At 71.5% G+C, this 24,410-nt stretch carries 27 protein-coding genes and 3 pseudogenes; 19 read left to right on the plus strand and 11 right to left on the minus strand.

What is annotated here, in order from left to right:
• Positions 1-551 precede the first annotated feature (551 nt).
• Genes AB0927_RS15485 through AB0927_RS15495 form a run of 3 tightly spaced genes read right to left on the minus strand, consistent with a single transcriptional unit; the run spans position 552 to position 2,154 of the window.
• Positions 552-920: a hypothetical protein gene (locus AB0927_RS15485; protein ID WP_366668089.1), complete on the minus strand. Its 369-nt coding sequence runs from the start codon at positions 918-920 to the stop codon at positions 552-554.
• On the minus strand, positions 917-1,588 hold the full coding sequence (locus tag AB0927_RS15490; protein WP_366668090.1) for a hypothetical protein: 672 nt from the start codon (positions 1,586-1,588) through the stop codon (positions 917-919). The genes AB0927_RS15485 and AB0927_RS15490 overlap by 4 nt, the downstream gene beginning before the upstream one ends.
• A complete protein-coding gene (locus tag AB0927_RS15495; RefSeq protein ID WP_366668091.1) occupies positions 1,579-2,154 on the minus strand; it encodes a sigma-70 family RNA polymerase sigma factor in 576 nt (191 codons plus the stop codon). The genes AB0927_RS15490 and AB0927_RS15495 overlap by 10 nt, the downstream gene beginning before the upstream one ends.
• Positions 2,155-2,308: 154 nt before the next feature.
• On the opposite strand from AB0927_RS15495, the gene AB0927_RS15500 reads away from it, so the two are divergent.
• From AB0927_RS15500 to AB0927_RS15520, 5 genes are all read left to right on the plus strand, one after another.
• Positions 2,309-2,800, plus strand: coding sequence for an Asp23/Gls24 family envelope stress response protein (locus tag AB0927_RS15500; RefSeq protein ID WP_366668092.1), 492 nt, complete (start codon positions 2,309-2,311; stop codon positions 2,798-2,800).
• 84 nt (positions 2,801-2,884) lie between these two features.
• Positions 2,885-3,052 (plus strand): hypothetical protein, encoded by a 168-nt coding sequence (locus AB0927_RS15505; RefSeq protein WP_030645371.1) that lies wholly within the window; start codon positions 2,885-2,887, stop codon positions 3,050-3,052.
• On the plus strand, positions 3,049-3,456 hold the full coding sequence (locus AB0927_RS15510; RefSeq protein WP_366668093.1) for an Asp23/Gls24 family envelope stress response protein: 408 nt from the start codon (positions 3,049-3,051) through the stop codon (positions 3,454-3,456). The genes AB0927_RS15505 and AB0927_RS15510 overlap by 4 nt, the downstream gene beginning before the upstream one ends.
• Positions 3,457-3,568: 112 nt before the next feature.
• Entirely contained in the window at positions 3,569-4,195 is a 627-nt protein-coding gene (locus AB0927_RS15515; protein ID WP_366668094.1) for a DUF6286 domain-containing protein, read from the plus strand.
• Between the two features lie 28 nt (positions 4,196-4,223).
• Complete coding sequence (locus AB0927_RS15520; RefSeq protein ID WP_366668095.1) at positions 4,224-4,832, plus strand: alkaline shock response membrane anchor protein AmaP; 609 nt, start codon at positions 4,224-4,226, stop codon at positions 4,830-4,832.
• Positions 4,833-4,966: 134 nt separating this feature from the next.
• On the opposite strand, the pseudogene AB0927_RS15525 reads toward AB0927_RS15520, so the two are convergent.
• Positions 4,967-5,536, minus strand: a pseudogene (locus AB0927_RS15525) (transposase); the annotation flags it as partial.
• A gap of 92 nt (positions 5,537-5,628) precedes the next feature.
• On the opposite strand from AB0927_RS15525, the gene AB0927_RS15530 reads away from it, so the two are divergent.
• Both AB0927_RS15530 and AB0927_RS15535 read left to right on the plus strand, forming a co-directional pair.
• Entirely contained in the window at positions 5,629-5,973 is a 345-nt protein-coding gene (locus AB0927_RS15530) for a hypothetical protein (RefSeq protein WP_366668096.1), read from the plus strand.
• A 119-nt stretch (positions 5,974-6,092) separates the two neighbouring features.
• Positions 6,093-7,361 (plus strand): bifunctional GNAT family N-acetyltransferase/ATP-binding protein, encoded by a 1,269-nt coding sequence (locus AB0927_RS15535; RefSeq protein WP_366668097.1) that lies wholly within the window; start codon positions 6,093-6,095, stop codon positions 7,359-7,361.
• Between the two features lie 38 nt (positions 7,362-7,399).
• Here AB0927_RS15535 and AB0927_RS15540 read toward each other — a convergent pair whose 3' ends face one another.
• From AB0927_RS15540 to AB0927_RS15560, 5 genes are all read right to left on the minus strand, one after another.
• Entirely contained in the window at positions 7,400-7,885 is a 486-nt protein-coding gene (locus AB0927_RS15540; RefSeq protein WP_366668098.1) for a DUF5994 family protein, read from the minus strand.
• Positions 7,886-8,163: 278 nt separating this feature from the next.
• Positions 8,164-8,436, minus strand: a complete 273-nt coding sequence (locus AB0927_RS15545) for a hypothetical protein (RefSeq protein WP_366668128.1) — start codon at positions 8,434-8,436, stop codon at positions 8,164-8,166.
• Positions 8,437-8,687: 251 nt separating this feature from the next.
• Positions 8,688-9,236: a DUF5994 family protein gene (locus tag AB0927_RS15550; protein WP_366668099.1), complete on the minus strand. Its 549-nt coding sequence runs from the start codon at positions 9,234-9,236 to the stop codon at positions 8,688-8,690.
• 194 nt (positions 9,237-9,430) lie between these two features.
• Positions 9,431-9,598 (minus strand): hypothetical protein, encoded by a 168-nt coding sequence (locus AB0927_RS15555; RefSeq protein ID WP_366668100.1) that lies wholly within the window; start codon positions 9,596-9,598, stop codon positions 9,431-9,433.
• Between the two features lie 639 nt (positions 9,599-10,237).
• Positions 10,238-10,798: a TetR/AcrR family transcriptional regulator gene (locus AB0927_RS15560; RefSeq protein ID WP_366668101.1), complete on the minus strand. Its 561-nt coding sequence runs from the start codon at positions 10,796-10,798 to the stop codon at positions 10,238-10,240.
• A gap of 115 nt (positions 10,799-10,913) precedes the next feature.
• Here AB0927_RS15560 and AB0927_RS15565 point away from each other — a divergent pair, with 115 nt between their 5' ends.
• From AB0927_RS15565 to AB0927_RS15575, 3 genes and pseudogenes are all read left to right on the plus strand, one after another.
• The gene (locus AB0927_RS15565) at positions 10,914-11,606 is read left to right on the plus strand and encodes an SDR family oxidoreductase (protein ID WP_366668102.1); all 693 of its coding nucleotides are present in this window, start codon (positions 10,914-10,916) and stop codon (positions 11,604-11,606) included.
• Between the two features lie 57 nt (positions 11,607-11,663).
• Positions 11,664-12,719 carry an aldo/keto reductase gene (locus AB0927_RS15570; RefSeq protein ID WP_366668103.1) on the plus strand — a complete coding sequence of 352 codons (1,056 nt, stop codon included), beginning with the start codon at positions 11,664-11,666 and terminating at the stop codon, positions 12,717-12,719.
• 252 nt (positions 12,720-12,971) lie between these two features.
• A pseudogene (locus tag AB0927_RS15575) lies at positions 12,972-13,163 on the plus strand (transposase); the annotation flags it as partial.
• A gap of 5 nt (positions 13,164-13,168) precedes the next feature.
• Here the strand turns inward: AB0927_RS15575 and AB0927_RS15580 are convergent.
• Both AB0927_RS15580 and AB0927_RS15585 read right to left on the minus strand, forming a co-directional pair.
• Positions 13,169-13,696 carry a phosphoribosyltransferase gene (locus tag AB0927_RS15580; protein WP_366668130.1) on the minus strand — a complete coding sequence of 176 codons (528 nt, stop codon included), beginning with the start codon at positions 13,694-13,696 and terminating at the stop codon, positions 13,169-13,171.
• A gap of 31 nt (positions 13,697-13,727) precedes the next feature.
• Positions 13,728-14,041 (minus strand): annotated as a pseudogene (locus AB0927_RS15585) (viomycin phosphotransferase); the annotation flags it as partial.
• A 475-nt stretch (positions 14,042-14,516) separates the two neighbouring features.
• Here AB0927_RS15585 and AB0927_RS15590 point away from each other — a divergent pair.
• The 9 genes from AB0927_RS15590 to AB0927_RS15630 all read left to right on the plus strand — a co-directional run bounded on the left by AB0927_RS15590 (position 14,517) and on the right by AB0927_RS15630 (position 24,369).
• Entirely contained in the window at positions 14,517-15,848 is a 1,332-nt protein-coding gene (locus AB0927_RS15590; RefSeq protein ID WP_366668129.1) for a glycosyltransferase, read from the plus strand.
• 75 nt (positions 15,849-15,923) lie between these two features.
• Positions 15,924-17,150: a sedoheptulose 7-phosphate cyclase gene (locus AB0927_RS15595; RefSeq protein ID WP_366668104.1), complete on the plus strand. Its 1,227-nt coding sequence runs from the start codon at positions 15,924-15,926 to the stop codon at positions 17,148-17,150.
• A complete protein-coding gene (locus AB0927_RS15600) occupies positions 17,140-17,886 on the plus strand; it encodes a cupin domain-containing protein (RefSeq protein ID WP_366668105.1) in 747 nt (248 codons plus the stop codon). The genes AB0927_RS15595 and AB0927_RS15600 overlap by 11 nt, the downstream gene beginning before the upstream one ends.
• Positions 17,883-18,815: a VOC family protein gene (locus tag AB0927_RS15605; protein ID WP_366668106.1), complete on the plus strand. Its 933-nt coding sequence runs from the start codon at positions 17,883-17,885 to the stop codon at positions 18,813-18,815. Before AB0927_RS15600 ends, AB0927_RS15605 begins: the two co-directional genes overlap by 4 nt.
• Positions 18,816-18,855: 40 nt before the next feature.
• Positions 18,856-19,614, plus strand: a complete 759-nt coding sequence (locus AB0927_RS15610; RefSeq protein WP_366668107.1) for an HAD-IA family hydrolase — start codon at positions 18,856-18,858, stop codon at positions 19,612-19,614.
• Entirely contained in the window at positions 19,611-20,378 is a 768-nt protein-coding gene (locus AB0927_RS15615) for an SDR family oxidoreductase (protein ID WP_366668108.1), read from the plus strand. The genes AB0927_RS15610 and AB0927_RS15615 overlap by 4 nt, the downstream gene beginning before the upstream one ends.
• A gap of 65 nt (positions 20,379-20,443) precedes the next feature.
• A complete protein-coding gene (locus AB0927_RS15620; protein ID WP_366668109.1) occupies positions 20,444-21,712 on the plus strand; it encodes a glycosyltransferase in 1,269 nt (422 codons plus the stop codon).
• 142 nt (positions 21,713-21,854) lie between these two features.
• The gene (locus AB0927_RS15625; RefSeq protein ID WP_366668110.1) at positions 21,855-23,048 is read left to right on the plus strand and encodes an MFS transporter; all 1,194 of its coding nucleotides are present in this window, start codon (positions 21,855-21,857) and stop codon (positions 23,046-23,048) included.
• A gap of 82 nt (positions 23,049-23,130) precedes the next feature.
• The gene (locus tag AB0927_RS15630) at positions 23,131-24,369 is read left to right on the plus strand and encodes an MFS transporter (RefSeq protein WP_366668111.1); all 1,239 of its coding nucleotides are present in this window, start codon (positions 23,131-23,133) and stop codon (positions 24,367-24,369) included.
• Positions 24,370-24,410: the final 41 nt, after the last annotated feature.

Raw genomic sequence — 24,410 nt, forward strand, 5'->3', positions numbered from 1 at the left:
CGGTCATGCCTTCCGACTCTCTCGCATGTGGGCGGTTCCGGCCATGGCGGCAGCCCCCGCGCTCGGCGAGTCGGGCACCGAGGAACAGGCCGCGTCCTCCCTCGTCGGTGGCGTCCAGCCCCCATGCGGTGAGCTGGCGGGGCGCCCATGCCCGGGCGTCCGAGACAGCAGCCGGATCGGCTGGCATCTGCCAGTGAGCGGTGTCCTCGCCCGGTACGGCGCGGGTACGTGCACCAGCAGGGGCGCGTCGTCACGCGGTGCTGTGTCCACCAGATCGGCGCGCAGCACCCTGCCGGTCTCGTCCAGAGCGCGGTCCGGGCGGCAGGAGGTGGGGAGCGCCCGTACGAGATGCCGCAATCCGCGGCGGGTTCCTCACCTCCGAAGCCGACCGGCAGGTGGTCGGGTTTGTCGGTTTGCCGCACGAGCTGGTGGTTGCGGATCAGCGACGGTGGTGCGCGGGTGAGCCCCCGCTGGTGTACGGAATGCTCTCGGCGATCGCCAGGTACTCCTCGTCGGGCGACGGTTCGCGGGGCCTGTGCCCGCGCCGCCGCTCATGCCGCGTCGGGCCAGACGGCAATACCGGTCACCGTGACCGCGACGGTGACCGGCTCCGCGGCACCGTGGGTGGCGAGGTGGGTGACGAGGGCGGCTGTCACCCGGTCGTGGACGATTCGGGCGATGTCCAGCGCCCGCCGACCCTCCGTCAGGACGCAGCGCACCTCGATGTGCCATCCGGAACCGTCCGGCGCCCGGTCGGCGCGTATGCCGGCCTCGGGTGGCGTGGTGTCCGCCCGGGTGGGCGCGGCGGCCGCCGCGAGGCGCCGGGCGAGGCGGGGTTGCAGGGCGGCCACGCCAGGAACCGCGCGGGCTGCCTCGGCCGCGACGCCGAGGAGCGCGGTGGTGCCGGTGGCGGTCATCATGCGCCACCGCCCGTCGGGAGGCGGGGACCGAGGGTCGGTCCCGGTTCCAGTACGTCGGCCACGGTGATGTCGACGGCTGTCACCGTGAGCCCCAGGTCCTGTCCGGCCGAGTGGAGGACCGATCGGCGTACCTGGTGGACCCGGTCGGGCAGCGGGCGGTCGAGGGCGGCGGCCAGGGTCATGGTCACCCGTACGTCGGTGCCGTTGCCCTCGGGTACGAGCCGACAGGTCGCGGCCCTGGCACCGGGGACCGTGTCCGCGGCCCGCCTCAGCACCTTCGCCGCGGCGCTCTCGGCGATCCGCAGGTCCCGGTCGGGGTCGGCCAGGGGCAGCAGCCGCCCGAACCGGACCTCCGCCCTGACGACGTCCATGACCCGGTCGGCGAGTGCGTGCAGGCCCGGAGGGTCCTCGTCGCGCAGCGTCCGGGCGGCCGCGTTCACCGTGGCCAGTCCCTCGACCGCCTCTCGGCAGTATGGACAGGACACCGGGTGCGGGTCCGCGGCCGGTGGTGCGTCCCGCGCCTGTTCCCAGACCCGGCTGAGCAGGCGGCCGCAGGGCAGTACCTCATCGCCTGCGATCGGGGGCACGTCGGCGGCGGCCGAGCCGTTGCGGGGCCCGTCGGCTCCGGGCGGTTCGGGAGGCCGCGTGTGCGGGTCGTCTAGCGCCATGGGCCCATCGCCTCCTGCAGGGATCGGCGTGCCCTGAACAGTCTGCCGCGTACCGTCTGCTCGCCGGTACGCGTCACGTGCGCTATCTCCTTGTAGGGCAGGCCCTGCACCTCCCGCATGATCCAGCAGATCCGCTGTCCGGCGTCCAGCTCGGCGAGAGCGCGGGACAGGGCGGCCGTGGCCGCGTCCTGCTCGGCGGTCCGGGCGGGCTGGCTCCACGCATCGCCCGCCGCGGGTTCGGCCACGGTGTCCAGGGGAACGGGCGGCGGCCGGCGGTGGCACATGGTCTGACAGCGGTTGACGGTGATCCGGTACATCCAGGTGCGGAACTCCGCCCTGTGGCGGTATTCCGGCAGGTGGCGCCAGGCGCTGACGAAGGCGTCCTGAACGGCCTCTTCTGCGTCCTGGGGGTTGCCCAGCATGCAGCGGGCCAGGGTCAGGAGGGACCGGCTGTGCCGCTGGACGAGAACGGCGAAGGAGTCCTCGTCCCCCTCGGCCGCCCGTACGGCCAGCAGGCGGTCGGGCAGGTCGCATCCCAGTCGTGGGGAAGCAGTGTGTTCGATCATGACGCTCCCACGCAGGCTCGGAACGAGCGTGTACCCCTGAAATTGGGGTGTGACGCAAGTCACACATCAGGCATGTGAGGAACACGTCGCCCGATATGTCCAACCTGTGACGGGCACCATTCCGGTGTCCGGCCGACCGATCGAGGCGACCGCCATGACGGACAACATCACCAGCGTCGGCGGGGGCAGCCGGCCCGAAACGGGCGTGAGCGCGCTCAAAGGCCGCACCGGGGCCGGGGCTCCGGCCGAGACACGCGGCAGGACCACCATCGCGGACGGTGTGGTGGCCAAGATCGCGGGCATGGCCGCCCGCGAGGTACCGGGCATCCACAGCCTGGGCGCCGGGATGGCCCGCGCCTTCGGCGCCATGCGGGAGCGCGTCCCCGGCGCAGGCGGAGGCGGAGCGGTCACCCGCGGCGTCAAGGTCGAGGTCGGGGAACGGCAGGCCGCAGTGGACCTGGACGTCGTCGTCGAGTACGGCGTCTCCATCGTCGACGTCGCGGGCGGCGTACGCACCAATGTCATCAGCGCCGTGGAGCGGATGACGGGCCTGGAGGTCGTGGAGGTGAACATCGCCGTCGACGACGTCCACCTGCCCGACGACGAGGAGGAACAGACCGAACTGGACGAGGGCCGCGTGAGATGACCGCTGCCGGGAGCACCGCCGTGTCCTCGGGCCCGAGCGGGTGATCACGGCGAGAGGGACGCTCGCGAGACGGGTGAGTGCGAGATGAACACAGCAACGACGGGACTCGCGGCCGGCATGGCCCTCGGCTTCGCCGGCTACTTCGGCGGCTTCTGGGCCTTTCTGCTGGTGCTGGTCCTGGGTGCGGCGGGGCTGATCGTCGGCCTCGTCGTACAGGGCGACCTGGACCTCCGGACACGGAGGCAGCGGTGAAGACCCGGCCCGGTTCCCCCGGCGAGGGGTCGGGCCCGCCCGCGCCGGCCGCCGGGCTGCCGCCCCCGGCCGAGCGGGGCGCAACCGTCATCCCGGACAGGGTGGTCGCCCGTATCGCCGCGCAGGCCGCGCGCGCGGCGCAGTCACGGCGCGCCGCCGTACCGCCCGATCGGGGCGGACCTGCGGCACCCCGCGCCTCCGCCGCCGTCCGTACCGGTTCGGTGCGCCTGCATCTGACCATGGACCTGCCCTACCCCACCGACATCCCCCGTGTCTGCGAGCGGATCCAGCGGGACGTCGCCGAACGGGTCGCCCAGCTGACCGGGCTGCGAGTGGGAGAGGTCCTCCTCACCGTCCGGCGGCGGGTGACCGCCACCGACTCGAGCCGGGGGCGGGTCCGGTGAGCGGCCGGGCGGCCCGGGTCACCGGGCACGCCGTGCAGGAAGGGCGATCGTGATGACATCCGGTCCACGTCCCCCGGGCCGCGGCTCCGCGCCGTCCACGCACCGTGCCGCGGTGCCGCTGACGAAGGAGCCCGACCCTCCCGAACGCGGCGTGCCCACCTCGGACCTCACAGCCGGTGAGCGCGAAGGAGAGCACCGAACCCGTCGCAAGTGGTCCGCGCGCCGCATCACGGCGGCGCTGGTCGCCGCGGTGATCCTCGTGGCCGCGGTCGCGGCGCTCGTCGACGTCGTCGCCGTACGGGTGGGACGTCCGGCGGCGGCCTGGCGGCGGCACCTGGCCGACGGACTGGCGACCCGCCCGGTGGACGACGTGTGGATGCTGACGGGGGCCGCCGTGGCCGCCGCCGTCGGCGTCTGGCTGATCGTCCTGGCCCTCACCCCCGGTCAGCGACGCTGGCTGCCCCTGCGCTCACCCGCCGGCTGCCCGCGATTTCGGGCCTTCGTGGACCGCAACAGCGCCGCCCTCCTGCTGCGCGACGCCGCCATGCGGGTCCCCGGAGTCGGCGCGGCGCACGTCCTGGTGGGCCGCCACCGCATCAAAGCCCGCGCGGACGTCCGCTTCCGAGACCCCCGACAGGTGAAGGACGACCTCACCGCCGTCCTCGACGAGGAGCGCAACCGGCTCGCCCTCGCCCGTCCTCCCCGCATCGCCGTACGGGCGCGGCGACGCACCCGCTGACACAAGACCCGCAGCACCGGAGCCCGCCATGACGCCGCGATCCGCCCTCAACCGCACTCTGCTGGCCCTCGCCGGACTGGTCCTCCTCGGCGGCGGACTGCTCATCCTCTTCGCCGGGCTCGACCTCTACCGGCGGCACGATCTGGCCCCACCCGCCGGCTGGCCCCTGACCACCCCGGCCGACGTCCTGCTCGGCTCCGCCGACCGGGCACGCTGGAGCAGCCAGGGCTGGTGGTGGTGGCCCGCGGTCATCGCCGCTCTCGTCCTCACCGCCCTGCTCGCCCTGTGGTGGCTGCTCGCCCAGCTGAGCCGACGTCGCCCCGGCTCACTGCCCGTCGGCGGCACGCCCCCGCAGGAGGGCGTCGAACTGCGCGACCGCGCACTCAGCGAAGCGATCGCGAACGAAGCCGGTGCCCTGCCGGGGGTAGGCCATGCGGCCGTACTCATCACCGGCCGACCGGGCCGCCACCGCACCCGCATCAAGATCACCCTCACCCCCGAGGGCACGCCCGGCGCCACTCTCGGTGCCCTGTGCGAAGGCCCGATCGGCACCGCGCGTCGGTCCACCGGCCTCACCGACATGCCCGCCGAGGTCCGCCTCCAGGTCAGCCGCCACGGACCACACCGCGTGGAGTAGGGAGGAGAGAGAGCGGCCGTTCCCGTCGACGCCCTTGCGGCCCACAGCAGTTCGCGGGCGCGCCGGCACCACTCCCCGAAGGAGAGATTCCCAATGGTGTTGTCAAGACCCGGGGATTACGCCTCGTGATCGAGTCATGCCGCTGCGGGGGTGAAGCCGGGCACGGTTGCTTCGAAGGTCCGGTGGTCGCGTATCAGTGCCCAGAGCACGTTCAGACGGCGCCGGGCGAGCGCGAGTACGGCTTGCTTGTGAGTCTTCCCCTCGGCGCGTTTGCGGTGGCAGAAGACCCTGGACCCGGGGCAGTGAATGGCGGCGACCTGGGCGGAGAGGTGGAACACGCGCAGGAGTCGTCGACTGTAGCGGCGTGGTCTGCGCAGGTTCCCGCTGACCTTGCCCGAGTCGCGTGGGACCGGGGCGAGTCCGGCAACGCCGGCGAGACGGTCCGGGCTGCCGAAGGCGGTCATGTCACCGCCGGTCGCGGCGATGAACCCGGCGCCGAGCATGTCACCCATGCCGGGCATGCTGGTGATCACGTCGGCGTCGGGATGCTCGCGAAACCGACCCTCGATGAGGGCGTTGAGCTCGGAGATCTCCTCGTCGAGGGCCATCACCTCCCTGGCCAGGGTGTGGACCGTCTTCGCGGCGGTCTTCTCCCCTGGGACAACGGTGAACTGGGCCTCGGCCGCGGTGACTGCGGTGTCGGCCGCGTTCTTTGCGGTACTGATGGTGCGGACACCATGGTTCTTCAGCCAGGTCGCCAGCCGGGCACGGCCTGCCCGACACCATGAAGCGCGCCATGGCCCGCCAGGCCGAGGCCGAGCGGGAGAAGCGAGCGAAGATCATCAACGCGGAGGGCGAGTCCCTGGCCGCAGCCGCGCTCGGCGACGCCTCGGACACCATGATGGCCCACCCCCTGGCGCTTCAACTGCGCAATCTCCAAAGCCTGGTGGAGATCGGTGTCGACCAGAACACCACCGTCGTCTTCCCGGCCCCCCTCATGAGCACGATCGGCGAGCTCGGCTCCTTCCTCGCCCGGGAAACCGCTGCCGCCGCACCCGCCGCGGCAGCGCCACCGGCCGGCACCGGCCGCACGGACAAGTCCCTCAGCCCGGCAGGCAGCGCGCCCGGCACCGCGGCGTGAAGCCGAGTACGGCCCGAGCGATCCGTGGCACCAGGGAGGATTCGTGACCGTCGCTTGTCGCGCGCGTCCTCCGGGCAGCGGCTGATGATGGGAGTACGGCCGAACACGCGGAGCTGATCATGACGGGTTGGCGGGTCAGGGACTACACCCAGGACGATCTCGAAGCGGTGATCCGTGTCGACATGCAGAGCGCCACGACCGGGGAGCCGCCGCTCTTCCCGCTCTCGGACGCCGTGACGGCCCTCCAGACCCGCCACCCGGCGGTGGTGGCCACGGCCGATGACATGCTGATCGGCGCCGCGGTGAGCAGGGTGGAGGGCGAACGGGCATGGATCCTGCGCATCTGCATGGCGCCCGCCTGGCGGCAGCGAGGGCTGGGCAGTGCCCTGGTCACCGCCCTTGAGCAACGGCTCTTCGCCGACGGCGTCCGGGCGGTGCACGCGGTCCTGCCCGAGGGCGAGACCGGTGCCACCGCCCTGCGCAACTGCAACTTCGGCGCCCGCCCCGGGCTGGTCTTCTTCGAGAAACGCGGGCCGGTGACCCCGCAGTCGGCCGGCACGCTGTCCTCGCTCGGCGCGGAGCTGCCGCCAGGGGGGTTGTGGCAGAAGGTCGCGGGCATGCAACGGGAGAAGCAGCTCATCGAGCGGCGCCTGGTCCTGCCGCTGGCCCATCCCGAACTGGCCGCCCAGCACGGAGTGGAACTGCCACGGGCGGTGATGCTGTTCGGGCCGCCCGGGACCGGCAAGAGCACGTTCGCGCACGCGATCGCCAGCCGCCTGGGATGGCCCTTCCTCGAACTGTTCCCCGCCCGTCTGGCCGCCGAGTACGGCCTGGCGACCGGGCTGAACCGGCGCTTCGACGAGATCGCCCGGCTCGACCACGTCCTCGTCTTCATCGACGAGGTCGAGGAGATCGCCGGCGAACGCGGCGGCGCGGACGCCACCGCGGTCGGCGTCGTCAACGAACTGCTCAAGGCGATCGTCCGGTTCCGTAGCCAGGACGGGCGGCTGCTCGTCTGCGCCACGAACAACGTCACCACGCTCGACTCCGCGTTCCTGCGACACGGCCGCTTCGACTACGTGCTGCCGATCGGCCCTCCCGACCACACCGCCAGGACCGCGCTGTGGGAGAGCTACCTGGCCCGAGCGGGCGCACGGGCCGACAGCACGGTACTCGCGTCCGCCAGCGAGGGGTTCACCCCCGCCGACATCGCCCATGCGGCGCGAACCGTCTCCCAGGCTCAGTTCGAGCGCACCTTCGACACCGGAACCCGGACCACCCCCACCACCGACGACTACCTGGACACGATCCGCAACACCAAGCCCACGGTCAGCGCTGCCATGGCCCAGGAATTCGCCCAGCAGACGGAGGAGTTCGCCCGCATCTAGCGTCCAGGCAGGTGGAGAGTCGATCTGCGACGGACGTGTCAGGCCGGCGTAGGTGGCGTGTCGCTGCCCGTCTCGATGAGGATCTGCCTGGCCGCGGTGACGTTGTCGGCCCGTACGGCCCGGGCCATCGCAGCGCGTGCCGCATCGGGCGACGTGTCCGGAGGGACCAGCAGCAGAGAGAAATGGTCCCGGTCGCCCCGGGTGATGAGGACGGTGTCGTCACCGACCGGGAAGGAGTCGATGTGCACGACCCGGCCGACGGCCATCACCCGGGTCGGCAGTCCGTCCCAGGCACTGCCGTCCAGACCGACCCGGGTGATGGGCCCGAGATGCTCGGTCAACGCGGAGATCAGCGAGGGAAGCTCCGCACCGATGTCCCGGGACCGCGGCCACCATGCGCCGTCCAGGATTCCCTCGCGTGCGTGTGTGGTCTCCAGCCGCAGCAGGGCCGTCCCGGGGCGCACCGACCGGTGGACGGCGTCCGGCAGGAGCCTGGGGAGGTCGGGGGTGTCTGAGTCGGCCATGGTGTCCGCCCGTCCGCAGAGAGCAGTACGACCGCAGGACGCGCTGCCACGATACGACCCTGCTACCTCACGGTACTCCGCACGACGCAGGCGCTTCGCCGCAGGGCGCGGTTGCGGAAACACGCAACGGCTCCGGCGTATACCCGCCGGAGCCGCCCTTCCGGGTCATTGCACGTGAGCGTGCGCCGACCCGCCTTCCAGGCTACGTCAAAGGGACCAATCCGCCGTAAGCAATCCTTGCGAGGGTTCACTTCGGTCCGAGAAGCCGACGCGGCGGCTCAGCCACGCCCTTCCTCTTCCATCTCCATCTGCCGGATCCCCTGGTGCGTCAGCGTGATCATCGCGGGCGTGTTACCCCTCCCCCAGTCCACGACAACCCAGCCTTCGCCCGCCAGGTACATACAGGCAGCGGCCATGTCCTGCTCAGGGATACCGAGGTCGGTGCGGAGCTTCGCCCCATCGACGCCCAGAAGTCGATTGCCCTCGGCGGCTTGGTAGAGAGCCCGCATGATCCTCTCGCGGTACGTCTTCCGGTCTCGCAATATCGCCATGACGCGCCTTCCTCTACTGCCCATGGTCGAGCCGAAGTCGATGTCATCCGCAGTCGCCGTCGCGGTGGGGCGCGTCGGAACGATCGCGTCCACCGCCGGGCGACCGTACCTCCGGGGCCGGCGCCCGATCCCCGGCAGAACATCGCTGTAGTGGAAGGCGATGATCCGTTCGTCGTGCTGAGCGTTGAGCTGGTGGATCAGAACGACTCCGACGGCGGTCAGAAGGAGCAGCGCGGCCGCGGCGATGACCGTCATGGTTCTCTCACCTCCGTCGAGCGGTGGGCGAAGGGCCTGGCGATCCGATATGCCGAGGTAGGCACGACGGCCCGACCGGCTCCGCCGTCGGTCTCCCACGCTTCTTCCCTGATCCGGGCGTCGATCCTTTCTGCTGCTTGCCCCCGGGCCGGGGCGTCGATGCCGTCGCCCGCCATCAGCTGCGCGGCTGCCTCTGCACCGGTTTCCGGCGGAATGACCAGCACGTCTCGGTGGCCGTCGGGCAGGGAGAGAGTCAGCCTGTGCGGATCCTGGGCCTCGGTGGACCAGCCCACCTGCACGGTGCGCCCGGCGACGGACACCCAGTGCGGGATGACGGGCCAGTGGGCCGGGTGCACGGTGACACCTGTGATGCGGCCCCAACGTTCGCCCAGTGCGGCCGTCAGGGCGGGCAGCTCACGGGTGAGGGCACGGGAGCGAGGCCACCACGTGCCGTCCAGCCCGCCGGGCGCGGGCGTCAGGGACAGCCGAGCCGGCTGCGGCGGCGCGCGCCTGCTCGATGTCGTACGGTCAATGGTCACGGGCATGGCGCGGACCTGCCCCCGGGCTCGTGGGTGCGGCCCGGCATTGTCGATCCCCGGAAACGGCACCCGCAGCGGAGCCGGTGCGCGAAGTACTCCCGGTGCCTTCACACTACTCCGCTCACCGGCCCGAAAGCCGGGGGTGACCAGGTGTTTTCCTGCCTTAGGAGCCTGGCCGCCGGCGCCCGGCACCGGGCCGGTCAGAGCCAGTCCTTTCGCTTGGACGTCACGTACAGCAGTGCGGACGGGTCCAGGATGACGGCGACGGAGGTGATGGATACGGACTGGCGGCCGAAACCTGTACAAGCAAGGTTTCGGCCCTGGTAGCCGGTCATGCGACTGGCCTGGACCCAGAGGTTCGCCTCCATGACCGGGGCCACCAGGTCCCGCAGTGCGGGCGACGACGTCCCTGATGTCGAGACCGTCGTCCTTGCGGACGGTGAAAGATCAGAAAAGGGCGGATGCCGCGCTCCTCGAGCTGTTGGGAGAGCAAGGGGCCGACTCCGCTCCGAGCGGTACGAGACAGCGGCGTTCCTCCAACGACGACGGCGACGCCGGCACAAGCCGCTGATGCAGCACCCGCCAGCGGAGCAAGCTTCCGCTGCGAGCGGGAATCACGGTCTGCGGTCACGTCGGCCGGAGCGGTCGAGTCGAGCAGTTGCATGAGGCGGCAAGCGCAGGAGGTCCTGCCGGGGTTCCGCGAACATGCGCACAAGTGTGCTGGCGAGAGCCCGAGGGGCGCATCCGGCCACGCCCTGAGCAACCCGAGAGAACTGCAGGTCAGAGCCCCTTTGTAGCGGGCTCCAAAATGGCCACGCACTCCATGTGCGAGGTCACCGGAAAGATGTCGGCCTGAGCAGATGCGGTGAAATACCAGGTCAGAGCGCTATGTCGGCTCTCTGCCTCCCTCTCCACGTGCGCAGAGCGTCAAGCGAGCGTCATGACGACCGGCTCGTCACTTCCCCGGGGACCGGACGGCTGCCACGACGCGGCCACCGCGCCCGTGATCAGCCTGCTTCAGTCAAGGCTGCGTGCGCGGCGGCGAGGATCTCCCCGGAGAGCGGGGAGCCCTTGGTGGCCCGGGACAGGACCAGCGCACCGAACAGGGTGCAAAGGCGGACGATGCCGTCCTGGTCGTCACTGGCCAGGAAACCGGCGAAGTCGGCCACCCCCTCGGCGTAGACGCGACGGGCCTCGCGCCCCCCGCCCTCGCGCGCGATGTCGGTGGCGAGCGCGGCGACCGGGCAGCCGTCCGCCGGGTCGTCGCGGTGCTCGACGGAGAGGTATGCGTCGATCAGCGCCTGCTGGGCGGCGGCGCGCTGCCCGTCGTGCCGCTCGAGCCCGGCGCTGTAGCGCTGGGCGAGCTCGGCGAAGGCGTGGGCGGTGGCCTCGTCGACGAGCGCCTCCTTGGAGGCGAACTGCTTGTAGAAGGCGCCGTGGGTCAGACCGGCCGCCTTCATCAGGTCGGCGACGCTGACCTGCATGCCCTGCTCCCGGAACAGCCGGGACGCGGTGTCCACCACCCGCCTGCGATTTTCCTCCGCCTGCGCCAGCGATACGCGGCCCATGGCCACCTCCCGTTTAGATGTCGACTGGCATCTATCATAGACCTGTGTTTAGATTACCTTCATAATCTAAACAGTTGCGGGTGGCCGCCGCCGCCCGCCACGGCCAGGAGTGAACATGGAACTGAGGAACGCGGTCGCAGTCGTCACCGGCGCCAACCGGGGCTTCGGGCGGCACTTGGCCGCCCAGCTCGTCGAGCGCGGCGCGAAGGTGTACGGCGGGGCCCGACGCCCCGAGACAGTCGACGTGCCGGGCGTCATCCCGCTGCGGCTGGACGTCACGGACGAGGCGTCGATACGAGAGGCCGCGCGCGTGGCGTCCGACGCGACACTGCTGATCAACAACGCGGGCATCTCCACCGGCGCGACGCTGATGGGAGGCGACGTGGCTGAGGTGCGCCGGGAGATGGAGACCAACTTCTTCGGCCCGCTCGCCGCGACCCGCGCCTTCGCCCCCGTCATCGAGGGCAACGGCGGCGGCGCCGTGCTCAACGTCCTGTCCGCCCTGTCCTGGTTCCACCCGGCAGGACTCGGCTCCTACGCCGCGTCCAAGGCCGCCGCTTGGGCGCTGAGCGACGCGACCCGTGAGGAGCTGGCACCGCGCGGGATCACCGTCTCGGCGCTGCACGTCGGCTACATGGACACCGACATGGCCGCCGGCGTGCCCGCCGATCAGAAGGTCGCCGCCGACGACGTCGCGGCCCAGGCCCTGTACGGCATCGAGACCGGCCTGCCCGAGATCCTCGCCGACGAGACCAGCCGGTACGTCAAGCAGAGCCTGTCCGCGGCACCCCAGCCGAACGCGGACTGACGCTCACCCCTCCACCCCGGCGCGACCACCCTCACACCCCTCATGCAAGGACATCTCATGCGCTACACGACCTTCGGCCACCGGACCGGACTGCGCGTCTCCGAGTACGCGCTCGGCACCGCGAATTTCGGCACCGGCTGGGGCGCAGGCGCCGAGCCCGACGAGGCCCGGCGGATCTTCGACCGGTTCGCCGAGGCCGGCGGCACCTTTCTCGACAGCGCGGACGGCTACCAGTTCGGCGAGTCGGAGGAACTGACCGGAAAGCTGATCTCCGCCGACCGCGACCACTTCGTCCTGGCCACGAAGTTCACCCTCGGCGCGGCCCCGCAGCCGGACGTCTCCAAGACCGGCAACAGTCGCAAGACCATGGTCGCCTCGGTCGAGGCCAGCCTGAAGCGCCTGGGGACCGACTACATCGACCTGTTGTGGGTGCACTTCCCCGACGAGCTCACTCCGATGGAGGAACTCCTGCGCGGGCTCGACGACCTGGTGAGCGCCGGCAAGATCCACCACGCCGCGCTGTCCAACTTCCCCGCCTGGCGCGTCTCGCGCGCGGTAACCCTCGCGGACCTGAAGAACTGGGCCCCGATCGTGGGCATCCAGCACGAGTACAGCCTCGTCGAGCGCACCGCCGACCGTGAGCTCCTGCCCATGGCCGAGAGCCTCGGGCTCGGCGCAGCCCTGTGGTCCCCGCTCGGCGGCGGACTGCTCACCGGCAAGTACCGCAGCTCCGCCGAGGGGCGCCTGAGCGACCTGGGCATGGTCATCCACACCGAGAGCACCGGCCAGAAGACCGCCGTCGTCGACGCCGTCCTGGCGATCGCCGAGGAGACCGGCGTGACGCCCGCCCAGGTGGCGGTGGCCTGGGTGCGCGAGCGCGCCGCCCGCTCCGTTGCCACGCTCGTCCCGATCATCGGCCCGCGCAGTCTCTCCCAGCTCGACAGCTACCTCGGCGCCCTCGACGTCCAGCTGACCGATGAGCAGTACACCCGCCTGGCCGAGGTCAGCGCGGTGCCGCTCGGCGTGCCCCACGAAGGGATCGCCGCCACCTTGGACCGCCTCCAGGGAGGCGCCGCCGACCGCGTCACCGCCCCGGTCGTGCCGGTGGCCTGATGGGTGAACGCGGCTGAGGACGAGGTGCGCCCGCGCCGCAGCTAGGAGCGCAACACAGCTGTCTCGTACTGGGAGAAGCCCGGGGCAAGCGGAGACCCCGACCTTTCACGGACGGGAAACGGAACGGAGACAACTATGAAAGCTTTCATGGTCGCGAAGTACGGCGACCAGGCCGGGATGCGCGCCGCCGAAGCACCCGACCCCCAGGTGGGCGCCGACGACGTCCTGGTCAAGATCCACGCGGCGGGCGTCACCCTGGTCACCTGCCACTCCGAGAAAGACCAGGCAGCACCCACCTACAAGGGCGGCTTCGGCTACCACCCGCTGTTGTGCTTCCTGGCCAACACCGGAGAGGCACTGTCCGGCCGGCTACGGCCCGGCAACGCCGGCGCCAACACCGCGAGCGACCACATCGCGGTACTCGACGCACTCGCGCAGATTCCCGACACCTACCGGCACGGCACCGACATCGGGTCTGATGCAGGTTGGGGCGCAGGCTCGGCAGGTCGGCGGCGTCGGCGATGCCGTGCCGACCGGAGCGGTGGTAGAGGGCTCAGGCCGATTCGACGCTGTGGGGTGAGGGCGCGCCCGCCGAGCCGTTCGATCAGGGAACGCGCGGCGCGCAGTGTGCTGCTATGGCCGACGTTGTCGTCGATGACCAGCACGGTTGCATCGCGGGCGTCGGCGCTCAGGCGGTCGCGGTAGACGCGGGGCGCGGTGGCGCGGTGGCGAACGGTGCCGCCGGCGCCGAGGTAGGCGACGTGCCGCTGGTCGTCGAACACGAGGCGGGCCAGGTGCACGTCGATCGGCCGGACGAGCAGGGCGGGAAGGACGCCGCGGGCGGTCAGCGCGAGGGGCAGCGACCCATACAGCGGGGTGAGAACGGCGGTGATGTCGGGCCGGGGTAAGAGCACGTGCTCGGCGAGGAAGCGCAGCTCGTTGCCGGTTGTCGAGCGCGCCGAGTTCGCACCCGGCACGTGCCCGGCCGTCGGCGGGCATCAGAGGTTACAGCTCGTTACGCGCCCCGCCGCGAACCGCTGCCATTCGCCCGTGGCGGCAACCGGCAGCGCGGTCCGCGCCTGTTCCCCGGTGCCGCGGCGGGCAGGTCGGAGAGCAGGGTGACGTAATGCCGCGCCACCGCCTTTCGCCGTCCCGGGGTCGCCGAGCGCGTCGTTCTCCAACGGTGCTCCGGGGATTCGGCTCAGCACCAGATACGGCGGTTCGTCCGCGCCCCGGGCGCCCCCTGCGGAGAGTGGTCGCGTGGCGCAGAAGGCGAGGCCGAGCCCGGCGAGGGTGCGCGGCACTGCCGCCCTCTCGGGCAGCAGTCGGCCCGATCGGGGGCACCTATCGATGATTCGCATGACGGGAACCTTCTCCCGCTTCCGTACCCTCGGCCCACTCCAGCCGTCGCATAAGTAACCGCGAAGTTAATAGTGCATTTCGAGGAATGGGTGCAACATTTTTGCAACAAAAAGACACTCCTGTTAAATCCAGGTGGCTGTGGCTGATTCTATCCTCAAACTCCCGAACGGTTCATGCAGGGCTGACGAACTTTGCAGGTCAAGCCTTGATCGAGACCCGTCAATAGCCCTTTCCTGCTGTCCTGAATTCGTTGGTTGACCGATTAAGTGAGCACTCTCTAGGATCTCTACGAGCTGCCCATTAAAGAACCACATGGTCATTGCAGGTTCTTGACGCCATTCATCGCGCACTGTCCGATTCACGAGGAAGGTGGCGGACGTGGGTTTGTTGGTCAGCGAGGTGTTCCCGGAATTCGATGGCGGTGCGCCCCACGGCGTGTCCCTGCCCGTACGAATAGCGCACGCCCTGGCACGGCGCACTATCTGGCACCTCAACAGCACCGCCCGAGGTGGCGGTGTCGCTGATTTATTGGAGAAGTCCATAAGGCTGCACAATGAGTCCGGATTGAGAGCCCGATGGCTGGTGCTCACCGGTGAGCCCGGATTCTTCGCGGTCACCAAACGGCTCCACCACCGTCTGCACGGCAGTCCGGATCCGGCGGGACCGCTCGGCCCCGCCGAGCGGGACGTCTACGAGTCCACGACGCGGCATCAGGCGCTGGAGGTGCTGGAGCGGGTCGCGCCGGGCGATCTCTGCGTCCTGCACGACCCGCAGACCCTCGGCCTGGCCCCGCACCTCGTCGCCGCCGGCCTGGACGTCGCCTGGCGCTGCCACATCGGCACCGCCGTGCGGTCCGCGGTGGTCCGGGACACCTGGGCCTTCCTCGACCCCTACCTGCAGGCTCCCGCGCGGTGCGTGTTCTCGGCCGAGCGGTACGCCCCGCCCGGCCTGGCCGGGCAGCGGGACAAGGTCGTCGTCCTGCGGCCGTCCGTCGACCCCGCCGCCCGCAAGAACCGCCCAATGACGCGGACGGCGGCACACGACCGGCTGCACGCGATCGGACTCCAGCCCGGACCCGGACGGCCCACCGCCGCGTGCACCGCCCGGATCGTGCAGGACCGGCTCCTTCCGGCGGACGCCCCCATGGTCCTCCAGGTCTCCCGCTGGGACCCGCTCAAGGACATGGCCGGGGTGCTGCGCGGCTTCGCGGACCATGTCGCGTCGGCCCGGGACGACGTACATCTGGTGCTCGCCGGGCCGGAGCCGGACGACATCCCCGACGATCCGGAAGGCGTACGCATCCTGCGCGACCTGTGCGGCGCCTGGGAGGCGCTCGACGGGCCGGTCCGCGAGCGCGTGCACCTGGTCACCCTCTCGCTGTCGGACCCCGACGCCAACGCCGACTCCGTCAACGCACTGCAGCGGCGTGCCGACATCGTCGTACAGAAGAGCCTGCAGGAGGGATTCGGGCTCACCGTCACCGAGGCCATGTGGAAGGGCAAGGCCATCGTCGCTAGCGCCGTCGGGGGAATCACCGACCAGATCCGCGACGGGCACGAAGGCGTCCTGGTACGGAATCCGTATGACCTTGCCGCATTCGGTCACGCTGTTCTCCGGCTGCTGTGGGACAGTGACCTGCGCGAGCGATACGGAACCGCCGCCCATTACCGCTGCACAGATGAATTCCTCATCTACCGGGAATTCATGGACTACTGCTCGCTGTACACAGATCTGCTCCGGCGGACGCCGACCGCCACGCATCCGTGAGCGGTGCGGAACTCCCAGGGATCCGGACCACCGCATCATTTCCTTTCCATCTGTAACCGATGAGGGAGCGACGACGTGGAAAGTCTTGTGCAGTCCACCATCCGTACCCGCCCGGAAACCGACGACGCCTCGGTCTCGGCCTTGACCAAGAACGCCGGAGACCGGCCCGAGTGGCTGGTCCAGGCCATGAAACCGGTCCGCTACGAAGTCCGCATGGTCGACGGCCTCCTCGACCCGGCCCACCCCGATCTGGCCCTGGCCGGCGTCACCGAACGCACCGGCAACCGGCGGTTCATCGTTCTCGACGACCATGTGGAGCGCTGCTACGGGGACCGGCTGCGCACCTATCTGGACGCGCACGGCCTGGAGCCCACCATCTGCGTCCTCGCCGCCGAAGAGCGCACCAAGACGATGGACAGCGTCTCCCATGTGGTCCGTGCGCTCGACAGGTTCGGGATCTCCCGGCGGCACGACCCGATCATCGCCGTCGGCGGTGGTGTCCTGCTGGACATAGTGGGCTTCGCCGCGAGTCTGTACCGGCGCAGCACCCCGTACGTGCGCGTCCCCACGACGCTTATCGGCATCGTCGACGCCGGCGTCGGGGTCAAGACGGGCGTCAACTTCGGCAGTCACAAGAACCGGCTCGGCACCTACTTCGCCCCCGCGCTGGCCCTGTTGGACCGCGACTTCCTGGCCACGCTCGACGAACGGCACATCAGCAACGGGCTGGCCGAGATCCTCAAGATCGCGCTGATTAAGGACATGCGTCTGTTCTCCCTGCTGGAACGGCACGGCACCACCCTGGTGTCGAGCCGCATGCAGGCGCGGGGCGCCGAGGGCGACGTGGTGCAGGAAGTGCTGGAGCGGGCCATCCACGGCATGCTCGAAGAGCTTCAGCCCAACCTCTGGGAGAGCGATCTGCAGCGCCTCGTCGACTACGGGCACACCTTCAGCCCCACCATCGAGATGCGGGCGCTGCCGGACCTGCTGCACGGCGAGGCCGTCGCCATCGACATGGCCCTCACCACCGCCATCGCCCGCCGGCGCGGACTGGTCGCAGAGGAGGAGCAGCGGCGCGTCGGCGGTGTCATGCGCCGGTTACGCCTTCCGCAGTACCACCCGGTGTGCGAGGTGCACAGCCTGGCCGAGGCGCTGGAGGACACCGTCCGGCACCGCGACGGTCTCCAGCGACTGCCGCTCCCGGTGGGCATCGGATCCGCCCGGTTCGTCAACGACGTGGCGGTGGACGAGATCGAGCAGGCCCTCGCCACGCTGGCCGCCGGGGGCCTCGATGCGGCCTGACCTCCAGGTCTCCGACCTCGGCTCCCCGTCGGACGTCCACGGCGTGCACGGCGCGGCCGGAGTGACCCAGTGGCGGTCGCTCGCGGCCGGGCGGGGGCTGCGCGGTCCCTACGAGGCCGTGGAGTGGGCGTGCGTCCCGCCCGGCGGGCTCAGCGGCGAGCATCTGCACAGCCGCACCGAGGAGGCGTACGTCCTGCTCTCCGGCCGGGGCGAGGCACTGCTCAACGGCGAGCCGCACCCGGTGCGGGCCGGAGAGGTGATCCTCACCGGTCTCGGCGCGACCCACGGTCTGCGCAACACGGGCGCCGAGCCGCTGAGCTGGCTGACGCTCGAAGTCCCCGCACCGCGCACGCTGGCCCTCGCCCACACACCCGGGAAGGACGCGCCCATGACGGACCCGCACACCGGTGAAGCGGTCATCGTCGACCTCCAAGAACTGCGGGACGTGGACCCCCGGCCCACCCTCCAGGGCCCGCTGCGCCGGATCCGGCTGCTGGAACTGGCCCCTGGCGCGAGCGAACCCCTGCCCGGACAAGGGAGCGAGCACACGGTGTTCGTGCTGTCGGGCGCCGCGACGGCCACCAGCGGGTCCGGTGACGTCACCGTGCGGGAGGGCATGTCCGTGACCGCCTCCGGCGGCGAGGACCTGACGATCACGGCGTCCACCGCGGGTCTGCGGGCCGTGTGCGCGAGCTTCGTCGTCCCGTCGCCGCACGGGAAGGACACGGCCCTGTGATCGTCACCGACAGCGCCGCCGCCTCGACCGTGCTGGACGGCGACGGCCGCAGCCGCCGCTGGCGCTGCCTCGCGCGCCGCGGCATGCTGTTCAGCGAGTGCGAGTCCGTCGACCACGTGACCCTGGACAAGGACTCCGTGCTCCACGCGGACCCCGAGGCCGGCACCGAATGTCTCTGGTACGTGCTGCGGGGCGACGCCGCGTTCCACACTGCCGGCCACGGCCCGGGCCGCCCCGTCCGAGAAGGCCATGCCGTCCTCCTCCCGGCCGGTGCCCCCGGACGCCTGGTGGCCGACTCCGCCACGGAGGTCGTCGTGGTGACCTGCGTACCGGACGCGGTGGCGCGCCGCCTCCCGGCCCGGGCGCCGTCGCTCCCGGCGCCCGCCCGGGGCATCCCCACCGCGACCAACGTCGACCACATCGCCTACACCGTGCCCGACCTCGACGAGGCCGTGCGCTTCTTCGTCGACGTCCTCGGCGCCGACCTGCTCTACCGCGAGGACACCATCCGCTCCGACGGCGACGACTGGATGCGCGAAGCGCTCAACGTGCACCCACGTGCCACCGCGGACATCGCCATGCTCCGCCTTGGCCCGGTCACCAACCTCGAACTGTTCCAGTACACGGCACCGGACCAGAACCGGATCATGCCCAGGAACAGCGACGTGGGCGGCCACCATCTCGCGTTCTACGTACGCGACATCGACGCGGCGACCGCGTACCTGCGCCGACAGCCCGGTGTGCGGGTCCTCGGCGACGGACCCCGGACCGTGGCGAGCGGGCCCATCGAGGGAGACCGCTGGCTCTACTTCCTCAGCCCGTGGGGGATGCAGATGGAGCTGATCAGCCTTCCCGAGAAGCTGCCCTACGAGGACGCGACCCCGCACCGCCGTTTCGGACCGCGCGCCCCCTGGTCGGTCGCGCCGTGACCGGCCCGACGTTCCGGGTCGGTGAAGGAGGTCTCGCGCCATGAAGGCCAGCGAGGAACTGAACTGCCGCGCCGTACTGTTCGACCTGGACGGCGTTCTCGTGCAATCCGGGGCCGTGGTGGAGCGGTCCTGGACCGAGTGGGCCCGAGATCAGGGCCTGGACCCGGCCCGGGTACTCGCCGCCTGCCACGGCCGTCGGTCCGTCGAGGTGGTCGCCGCGGTCGCTCCGCACCTGGACGCGGCGGCCGAGGCGGCGCGTTTGGAGGCCAGGCAGGCCGCGGACGCCGACGGCCTGACGCGCTGCCGGGGCGCGGACGCCGTGCTCGCCGCGCTGTCCGGCGCGGCCTGGGCGGTGGTGACCTCGGGGACCAGGGCACTGGCCGCCTCCCGGCTGCGCGGTACCGGGCTGCCCGTGCCGGACGTCCTGGTCACCGCCGACGACGTGGCGAGCGGAAAACCCGCACCGGACGGCTATCTGGCCGCGTCCCGCGCGCTCGGTGTCCCGCCCGCGGACTGCGTCGTCGTTGAGGACGCGCTCCCCGGCGTCACCGCCGCGCGCGCCGCCGGCATGACCGTGGTCGGCGTGCAGGGACCGGCCCTCGGCCCCGAGGAATCGCTGGCGAGGGTCGTCGGCGCCGTGGGCGACCTCACTCCCCGGCTCCGCGCGGGACGCATCGTCCTGCTGGGCAGCGCCCGACGGCCGCCGCGACAGACGCGCCCCGGCCCTCCCCGCGGCGGCCCGGACGCCTCGCACGACCCCACCCACCCCTCACGAACACGCGGGAAGGAGGCGTCATGAGCGGAGATTCGCCTGCCGTCGGCCTGGTGACCGCGGGATCCGGCGGCATCGGCCGCGCCGTGGCCGAGGAACTGCTCACCCGGGGCGTCGTCGACCGGCTCGTCGTCGTCGACGTGTCCGAACCCACGGCACCGCTGCCCGCACAGGCCGACTTCCGGCAATGCGATCTGCGGGACACCGGCCGGCTCGCCGAACTGGTGAGCACACTGCCCACCGAGCTGTCGGTGCTGGTGAACGTGCTCGGCGGCGAGCGGCGGCCCCCCGTCGTACCGGTGGACGACGTGGCCTGGCCGCCGCCGGAGGTCTGGGACGACATCATCGACCTCAATGTCTCGGCCGCCTACCGGCTCACGCGCGCCCTGGCCGGCCGACTCGCCCCTGGCGCGGCGGTGTGCAACGTCAGCTCCATCGCCGCGGCGATGCCGTGGGCGGTCTCACCCGCCTACGGCGCCGCCAAGGCCGCGCTGGAGCACTGGAGTTCCTCCCTGGCCGTCCTGCTCGCACCGCGCGCGGTCCGGGTCAATCTGGTCCGGCCCGGATTCGTCTGGAGCCGGCAGTGGGCGGCGGTGGACCGGGCGGAGTTCGAGCGCGTGGTCGCCGACCGGGTCGTCCTGCGCGAGGCGCCGCCGCACAAGAGCCGGGAGCAGACGGCCGCGGACATCGCCGCCGCGGTGGCGTTCCTCTGCTCCTCCGACGCCCGGCATGTCACGGGGCAGGCCATCAACGTCGACGGCGGGGCGACGCTCGTCAGGGCCGCCCGATGACGGACCCCGCCGGGCCGCCCCCGTCCCAGCAGCGGTTTTCAGCCAAGAGAAGGGCACACATCGACATGCAGGAAGAGACCGCCCCCCGGCTGTCCGTGGTCATCCCCACGTACAACCGCGAGAGCCTGCTGGACCGCACGCTCGGATCCCTGGTCCGGCAGGACGTCCCGGTGTCGGACTTCGAGGTGGTCGTCGCAGACGACGGCTCCTCGGACGGCACCGCCGAGCTGGTCCGCTCCTACGCGGACCGGTTGCGAGTGCGCTACCACTTCCAGGAGGACCTGGGATTCAGGGTGGCTGCGGCCCGCAACGGCGGGGCCAGGCTCGCCACCGCGCCCGTGCTGGCGTTCCTCGACACCGGCATGATCGTGGGTCCGCAGTGGGTGCGCGCCCATCTTGACGCCCACGCGTCCGGCCGCCGACAGGCGGTGCTCGGCTACGCCTACGGCTACAACCCCGCGAACCCGAGCCAGGAGATGGAGGGCATCGTCGACACCCTCCCGCCCGAGGAGGTGGTGCGGCGGCTGATCGAGGTGCCGTCCTTCCAGGACATGCGGCTGCCGGACTACGAACGCGTCGGCTTCGACCCCGGCCGTATGGCCATGCCTTGGGTGTTCCTGTGGACGCTCAACTTCTCTTTGTCCGCAGCCGAGTTCTGGGCGGCCGGCGGCTTCGACGAGGACTTCACGGGCTGGGGGGTGGAGGACATCGAGCTCGGGTACCGGCTGCACCGCAACGGCATTGCCATGGTGGTCTCCCGTACGGCGTGGGGGATCGAGCTGCCGCACGAACGGGCGCACGACGAGGCCGCGGTCAGCATCATGCGCAACTGCCAGCGGTTCCTCACCAAGCACCCCGGGGTGCAGACAGAGCTGTACTGGGCGGTGTCCTCCCGGGGGCTCATCGACCCCCTGGAGGTCGAATGGGAGGACCTGCTGGGCTGGACCACGGCGGCCGCCGGGCGGGACGTGGTCGGCGAACTCGCCGAGTGCACACGGCACCTGGCGGAGGGGACCGGTGATCCGGCACGCGTGGCGGTGTTCGGCTGCGGCCCGCGGCTCCCGGCCGAATGGGCGTCCGCGAACGCACGGTTCACTCTCTGCGACTTCGACGACCGGGCCCTCCGGCAGGCCGTGGCCGATGCCCCCGCCACGGTCGTGGAGTCCCTGCACCTGTGCGGGACGCGCACCCCCTGGCCGGACCGGCGGTTCGACCTCGTGGTGGTCACCTCACGGCTCGCGGGCGGCCTGTGGAAACGCTGGGGCGATCACGTCACGGCCGAGGCCAAGCGGCTCGGCGGCGAGATCCGCGTTCCCGGTCCCGACCGTATGTGAGTCCCGCCGGGCCGGCGGCCGAGGCCGGAAAGCACCGACAGGGCTTTATTTTCAGGAACCATGCCTGAAAAATAGCTCAGTCGGTCCGCGCCGGACCACCGCAAGCGCTTGTCGTCATCGGACCCTCCGAGGAGAACCCGCCATGAAAGCGTCGACCGACCGGTCCGCGAGGCAACGCCCCGACGCACGCGCGGCGCGCGTCCGCACCGCGACCGTCTTCGCTGTGCACGGTGCCGTCGCCGGCAGTTTCGCCACCCGCATCCCCTGGATCGTCGACCACCTGCGTATCAGTGACGGTTCGCTGGGTGTCGCCCTGCTCGCGCCGGCCCTCGGCTCCCTGCTGGCCATGCCCCTGGCCAGCAGGCTGGTCCACCGGTTCGGCGGGCGCGCGGCACTGCGCACGCTGCTCAGCGCCTGGTGCCTCGCGCTGTTGCTGCCCTCGCTGGCCCCCGACGTGGTCCTGCTGTTCGCCGGGCTCCTGGTGTTCGGTGCGGCGTCGGGCATGGCGGACGTCGTCATGAACGCTGCCGGGGTGGAACTGGAACAAGAACTCGGCCGCTCCGTCATGGCGAGCATGCACGGCATGTGGGGCGTCGGCGGGCTGGTGGCCTCGGGCGCCGGGTCCCTCGCCGCGGCGGCGGGGGTGGACGCCCGCGTCCACTTCGCCGCCGCAGCCGCTGTCCTCCTCTGCGTCGGGCTGTACGCCACCCAGGGCGTGCTCGACATCAGGCCGCGCCCGGGCCAGCAGCAGCCGCCGCGCTTCGCGCTGCCCCCGCGGTCCGCGCTGGCCATCGGCGCGGTCGGCTTCTGCGCCGTCTTCGCCGAGGGCGCCAGCGGCAACTGGAGTGCCCTCTACCTGAGTTCCGTGGCCCACGCCTCCGACGGCGTCGCCGCGGGCAGCTACACCGGGTTCGCCTGCGCCCTGGCGATCAGCAGGCTGCTCGGCGACCATGCGGTCAGACGGATCGGCGTGGTGAACGCGGTCCGGCTCAGCGGAGCCGTCGCCACCACCGGCCTGCTCCTGGTCGTTGTCGCGCGCACCCCGGCCCTCGCCATCTGCGGCTTCGCCCTGGTGGGCATCGGAGTGGCGGTCGTCCTGCCGCTGTCCTTCGCCGCCGCGGGGGCGGCGGCGGTGGACACCAGCCGCACCATCGCCGGCGTCGCGACCCTCACCTACACCTCCAACCTGCTCGCACCAGCCGTCATGGGCTTCGTCTCCGACGCGACCTCGCTGCCCGTCTCCTTCGCGCTGGTGGCCCTGCTGACCTTGTCACTCATCGTCACGGCCTCCGTGCTGCGCCCGCCCGGCACCCCCGAGAAGGCGGCCACCACCTGACGCCGACGGCGCCGACGACACAGCACCCGAGCCGCCGCCCACGGTGACCCACCGAGGGGCACCGATCGGAGAGACAGCCCGCATGGACATCACCACCGACCGCGCCGTGCTCCGGCGCGGACGCACCGCCACCTCCCTCCTCTTCCTGCTGTTCGGCGCCGCCCTGGGCGCCTGGACGAGCCGGATCCCCAGCGTGAAAAGCCATCTCGACCTCGGCGACGGGCGGTTGAGCGTCGCGCTGCTCGCCTTCGCCCTCGGCGCGATCGTCGGCATGATGGTGCTCGGCCGGCTCACCGACCGCTACGGCAGCACCCGGGTCATGGTGCCCACGGCACTGCTGGAGGGGCTTCTCCTCATCCCGCCGGCCTACATGCCAAACCTCGCGGCACTGATGCTGGCCCTGTTCCTGTTCGGGCTGGTGCACGGCACCTTGAACATCGCCATGAACGCCAACGCGATCGAGGTCCAGCGGGCCTGGAGGCGACCGATCATGTCGTCGTTCCACGCCGTCTACAGCATCGGCGGCTTCCTGGGCTCGGCGGCCGGCGGCCTGTTCGCCCGTCAGGAGCTCAGCGCACGGGCAACCTTCCTCTCGGTGGGCGGCTGCGTCGTACTCCTGGCGCTCTGGGCGGCCCTCTGGGCGCTGCCGACCGGCCCGGGCGCCACCGCACCGCAGGACGCTCCCGCCGGGCCCGCGGGGCGCGGCGTCATACGCTCGCCGCAGCTCTGGTTCCTCGGCGCCCTGGCCATGTGCGCCCTGGTGGGCGAGGGCACGGCGGCCGACTGGAGCGCCGTCTACCTGCACGAGGACCTCGGCGGCTCGCCCGGTTTCGCCGCATCGGCGTTCGCCGCGTTCTCGGCGGCGATGACCGCCGGACGCCTGCTGGGCGACCGGCTCACGGCGCGGTTCGGGCCGGTGGCGCTTGTACGGGCCTGCGGTGTGCTCGCCTCCGCCGGCATGATGGCGGCCCTGATCATCGGCCGGCCATGGGCGGGCGTCGCCGGATTCGCCTGCCTGGGCGCGGGTATGTCCTGCATCGCCCCCCAGGTCTACTCCGCGGCCGGCCAGCGCGACCCGGCCCGCGCGGGTGCCGCCCTGTCGCTGGTTGTCAGCCTCGGCTACGTGGGCTTCCTCATCGGCCCCATTGTCATCGGCAGCGTCAGCTCGTTCGTCGGGCTGCCCGTCGCCCTCGGCCTGCCGGCGCTCCTCGTCTTCCTGGTGGCGCTCGGCGCGCCGGCCCTGCGCCCGGCCGGCCGGACACCCGAGGCCCCCGGCCGCACCCCGGACACCGGACTGGTACCCGGCCCCGGACGCGGCTGACCCGGGCCGTGCTCCCACCGACTCGCCGTATCGCCCAGCGA

Source organism: Streptomyces sp. NPDC048106 (assembly GCF_040706415.1).
Lineage (GTDB): Bacteria > Actinomycetota > Actinomycetes > Streptomycetales > Streptomycetaceae > Streptomyces.